The sequence below is a fragment of the Streptomyces sp. DvalAA-14 genome, from assembly GCF_900091855.1.
Taxonomy (GTDB): Bacteria; Actinomycetota; Actinomycetes; order Streptomycetales; family Streptomycetaceae; genus Actinacidiphila.
Genome location: NZ_FMCH01000005.1, coordinates 1 through 4,927, shown reverse-complemented (window position 1 = coordinate 4,927; position 4,927 = coordinate 1). Strand labels below are relative to the sequence as shown.

4 protein-coding genes are annotated in these 4,927 nt (G+C 72.0%); all 4 read left to right on the top strand.

Annotation, left to right across the window (positions count from 1 at the left end; all coding sequences use genetic code 11):
- On the top strand, nt 1–1,666 hold a 1,666-nt coding region (locus GA0115240_RS00225), incomplete at its 5' end, for a DNA translocase FtsK (RefSeq protein ID WP_176724944.1).
- 188 nt (nt 1,667–1,854) lie between these two features.
- The gene (locus GA0115240_RS00220) at nt 1,855–2,658 is read left to right on the top strand and encodes a helix-turn-helix domain-containing protein (protein WP_093734596.1); all 804 of its coding nucleotides are present in this window, start codon (nt 1,855–1,857) and stop codon (nt 2,656–2,658) included.
- 67 nt (nt 2,659–2,725) lie between these two features.
- Nucleotides 2,726–4,402, top strand: coding sequence for a 30S ribosomal protein S12 methylthiotransferase RimO (rimO, locus tag GA0115240_RS00215; protein ID WP_093734595.1), 1,677 nt, complete (start codon nt 2,726–2,728; stop codon nt 4,400–4,402).
- A partial coding sequence (locus tag GA0115240_RS00210; protein WP_237554481.1) for a CDP-alcohol phosphatidyltransferase family protein occupies nt 4,399–4,927 on the top strand: 529 nt, incomplete at its 3' end. The genes rimO and GA0115240_RS00210, both read left to right, overlap by 4 nt.

The window sequence follows — 4,927 nt, the reverse complement described above, 5'->3', positions numbered from 1 at the left end:
CCGCAAGCAGGTGCCGGCCGCCCGCGCCGAGGAGGGTGAGGACGCCGCCGCGGCCGCTACGGGATCGCCGGCGGCCGCGGCCCCCGACGGCGGCTCCGTTCCCGACCTGACCAAGCACACCGCGGACCCGGGCGCCGGCGCGCCGCTGCCGCCGCGCGCCGAGCAGCTGCAGCTGTCCGGCGACATCACCTACGCCCTGCCGTCGCTGGACCTGCTGGAGCGCGGCGGCCCGGGGCGTACCCGCAGCGCCGCCAACGACGTGGTGGTGGCCTCGCTCACCCAGGTCTTCAAGGAGTTCAGGGTCGACGCGACGGTCACCGGCTTCACCCGCGGGCCGACGGTGACCCGCTACGAGGTCGAGCTGGGCGCCGCCGTCAAGGTCGAGCGGATCACCGCGCTGGCCAAGAACATCGCCTACTCGGTGGCCAGCCCCGACGTCCGGATCATCAGCCCGATCCCCGGCAAGTCCGCGGTCGGCATCGAAATCCCCAACAGCGACCGGGAGATGGTCAACCTCGGCGATGTGCTGCGGTCCGCCGAGGCCGCCGGCGAGGTCCATCCGATGACGGTGGCGCTCGGCAAGGACGTCGAGGGCGGCTATGTGATGGCCAACCTCGCCAAGATGCCGCACGTGCTGGTGGCCGGCGCCACCGGCTCCGGCAAGTCCTCCTGCATCAACTGCCTGATCACGTCGGTGATGGCCCGGGCCACCCCCGACGAGGTGCGGATGGTGCTGGTCGACCCCAAGCGCGTCGAACTGACCGTGTACGAGGGCATCCCGCACCTGATCACCCCGATCATCACCAACCCCAAGCGGGCCGCCGAGGCGCTGCAGTGGGTGGTGCGCGAGATGGACCTGCGCTACGACGACCTGGCCGCGTACGGCTTCCGGCACATCGACGACTTCAACGCCGCAGTCCGCTCCGGCAAGGCCAGGACCCCGGAGGGCAGCGAGCGCGAGCTGACCCCGTATCCGTATCTGCTGGTGATCGTGGACGAGTTGGCCGATCTGATGATGGTCGCGCCGCGCGATGTGGAGGACTCCATCGTCCGCATCACGCAGTTGGCCCGGGCCGCCGGCATCCACCTGGTGCTCGCCACCCAGCGGCCCAGCGTCGATGTCGTCACCGGCCTGATCAAGGCCAATGTGCCGTCCCGGCTCGCCTTCGCCACCTCCTCGCTCGCCGACAGCCGGGTCATCCTCGACCAGCCGGGCGCCGAGAAGCTCATCGGAAAGGGTGACGGACTGTTCCTGCCGATGGGCGCGAACAAGCCGATCCGCATGCAGGGCGCCTTCGTCACCGAGGACGAGGTCGCCAAGATCGTCGAGCACTGCAAGGCGCAGCTCACCCCCGCCTACCGCAGCGACGTCACGGTCGGCAGCGGACCCAAGAGGGAGATCGACGAGGAGATCGGCGACGATCTCGACCTGCTGTGCCAGGCCGCCGAACTGGTGGTCTCCACCCAGTTCGGCTCCACCTCGATGCTCCAGCGCAAACTGCGGGTCGGCTTCGCCAAAGCGGGCCGGCTGATGGACCTGATGGAGTCGCGCGGCATCGTCGGGCCCAGCGAGGGATCCAAGGCGCGTGATGTCATGGTCAAGGCCGACGAGCTGGACGGCGTCCTGGCGGTGATCCGCGGCGGGGACGCGGCGCCGCACGATTGACCGTCCGCAGCCGGGGCACGATCGGGGGCAACCGTTCGTCCTGCTCGCGCGTCAAGTTGTTACAGCTGAACCACCGGACGGGCAGCCCGAGTGGCGCACAAAAACAGGTCGTCCGGTTGCCCCCACCTTTTCGCACCCCCCCTAGACTGAACTTCCAGCAGGTGGCTGCACGCTCGAAAGGCGCCCTCGTGTCCATCGGCAACTCGCCCCCCGACGACCAACCTTCGGTCGGTCGTGCCCTTGCCCAGGCCCGCGTCGCCGCGGGACTCTCCATCGACGAGGTCAGCACCACCACCCGGGTCCGCGTCCCGATCGTCCAGGCGATCGAGCAGGACGACTTCTCCGGCTGCGGCGGTGACGTGTACGCCCGCGGGCACATCCGCACCATCGCCCGCGCCGTCGGGATCGACCCCGAGCCGCTGATCGACCAGTACGTGGCCGAGCACGCGGCCGAGACCGCCCCCGCCCCCGTGGCACCCCTGTACGAGGGCGAACGGATCCGCTCGGAGCGGCGCAGGCCGAACTGGACGGCCGCCATGGTCGCCGCGATCGTCGCCGTCATCGGTTTCGTCGGCTTCACCGCGCTGCACAGCGGCGGCGGCAAGAGCACCGCCGATTCCACCCCCACCGCCACCGCCCCCACCGGCACGGCGTCCCACCGGAGCCCGAGCGGCAACCACGCGCCCAGCCCCAGTCAGCCGTCCAACAGCGCGATCGCCGCCGCACCGCCCGGCAAGGTCACGGTCAAGGCCAGCGTGGAAGACCGGTCCAGCTGGATCCTGGCCACTGACGGCAACGGCAAGGAGCTCTACCAGCACTCGCTCAAGAAGGGTCAGTCGATGACCTGGACCGACGACAAGAAGATCAAGCTCGTGGTGGGCAACGCGGGCTCCGTCCAGTTGTTCGTCAACGGCAAGGACATCGGCCGCGCCGGTTCCCAGGGCCAGGTCGCCCACCTCACCTTCACCCCGGGCGACCCCACTCAGGGCTGACCCCCACGCGGCGGTGCGCCAACCGCCGCGTACGGGTGGCCGTACCCCCTGCGGGTAGTCTGGGCTCATGCCCGAACCCCGTACCGTCGCTCTCGTCACGCTCGGCTGCGCCCGCAATGAAGTGGACTCCGAGGAACTCGCCGGCCGACTCGCGGCGGACGGCTGGCGACTGGTGGACGACGCGGCCGACGCCGATGTGGCGGTGGTGAACACCTGCGGCTTCGTGGACGCGGCCAAGAAGGACTCGGTGGACGCCCTGCTGGAGGCCAACGACCTCAAGGGCCAGGGCCGTACCCAGGCGGTGGTGGCGGTCGGCTGCATGGCCGAGCGCTACGGGAAGGAACTGGCCGAGGCCCTGCCCGAGGCCGACGGTGTGCTCGGCTTCGACGACTACGCCGACATCTCCGACCGGCTCCGGACCATCCTGGCCGGCGGTGTGCACGCGCCGCACACGCCGCGTGACCGGCGCAAGCTGCTGCCGATCAGTCCCGCGGAGCGGCAGACCGCACAGGTGGCGCTGCCCGGACACGGCCAGGACGCCGCGGCAGCGGGCGGTGCCGGCGCGGCCGACCTGACCGATCTTCCGGCGGGCGTCGCCCCCGCCTCGGGTCCGCGCGCGCCGCTGCGGCGCCGGCTGGACTCCGGCCCGGTCGCCTCGGTGAAGCTCGCCTCCGGCTGCGACCGCCGCTGCAGTTTCTGCGCGATCCCCTCCTTCCGCGGCTCGTTCATCTCCCGCCGGCCCTCCGACGTCCTCGGCGAGACCCGATGGCTCGCCGAACAGGGTGTCAAGGAGGTGATGCTGGTCAGCGAGAACAACACCTCCTACGGCAAGGACCTCGGCGACATCCGCCTGCTGGAGACCCTGCTGCCCGAACTCGCCGCGGTGGACGGCATCGAGCGGATCCGGGTCAGCTACCTGCAGCCCGCCGAGATGCGTCCGGGCCTGATCGACGTGCTCACCGGCACCCCCGGCGTCGTCCCCTACTTCGACCTGTCCTTCCAGCACTCGGCCCCCGCCGTGCTGCGGGCCATGCGCCGGTTCGGCGACACCGACCGCTTCCTGGAGCTGCTGGACACCATCCGGGCCAAGGCGCCCGAAGCCGGTGTGCGGTCCAACTTCATCGTCGGCTTCCCCGGCGAGACCGAGAGCGACCTGGCCGAACTCGAACGCTTCCTCGGCTCGGCCCGGCTGGACGCCATCGGCGTGTTCGGCTACTCCGACGAGGACGGCACCGAGGCGGCCACGTACGACCACAAGCTCGACGAGGACGTGGTGGCCGCGCGGCTGGCCCGGGTCTCGCGGCTCGCGGAGGAACTGACCGCGCAACGCGCCGAGGAGCGGCTCGGCGCCACGGTCAGGGTGCTGGTCGAGGCCGTGGACGAGGAGACCGGCGAGGTCACGGGCCGGGCCGACCACCAGGCGCCCGAGACCGACGGCCAGGTCGTGCTGACTCCGGTCGGCAGCTGGTGGGAGCCGGCACCCGGGATGCTCGTCACCGCGAAGGTGACCGGCACCGAGGGGGTCGACCTGATCGCCGAGCCGCTCGGCGTGCAGGAACCGGTGGGTGCGCGGGAGCCGGAGCGGGAGCCGGCGGGTGCGCGGGAGCCGGCGGGCGGGCAGGATCCGGCCGGGGCGCGGGACTCGGGGGACTCGGGGGACTCGGGGGACTTGCGGGGCTCTTCGGGCGGGCGGGACACCGCGGTCACCGGGAACACCGGCCGTGGGGACGGGGTGGGCAGATGACCGGAGCCGCAACGCCCGCGCCGGCTTCCCCACCTCCGTCCACGCCGTCCGCCGCGCCCTCACCCGCACCGGGGCCCGCCACCGCGCCCGCCGCGGCCGGGCCCGCGCCGGTGATCGGGACCGTACCAGCGCCCCTGACCGGGAGGGCTTCCGTGGCCCCGTCCGTACCGCCGCCGGGCCCCGCCGCCGGCACCGACCACCTCGGGGACCCGCCGGCTCCCAAGGCCCGGCTGATGAACGTCGCGAACCTGCTGACGATGATCAGACTGGCGCTGGTCCCCGGCTTCGTCCTGCTGCTGGTGCACGCCGACGGCCACGACCCGGTCTGGCGGTCCTTCGCCTGGGCGGCCTTCGCGGTCGCCATGATCACCGACCTGTTCGACGGCGAGCTCGCCCGGCGCTACGGCCTGGTCACCGACTTCGGCAAGATCGCCGACCCGATCGCGGACAAGGCGATCATGGGCGCGGCACTGGCCGGACTGTCCGCGCTGGGCGACCTGCCCTGGTGGGTCACCGGCGTGATCC

Excerpts from the sequence above, each read along its gene's own strand:
- rimO (WP_093734595.1), top strand. The coding sequence starts at position 2,726 with ATGCCCGAACCCCGTACCGTCGCTCTCGTCACGCTCGGCTGCGCCCGC.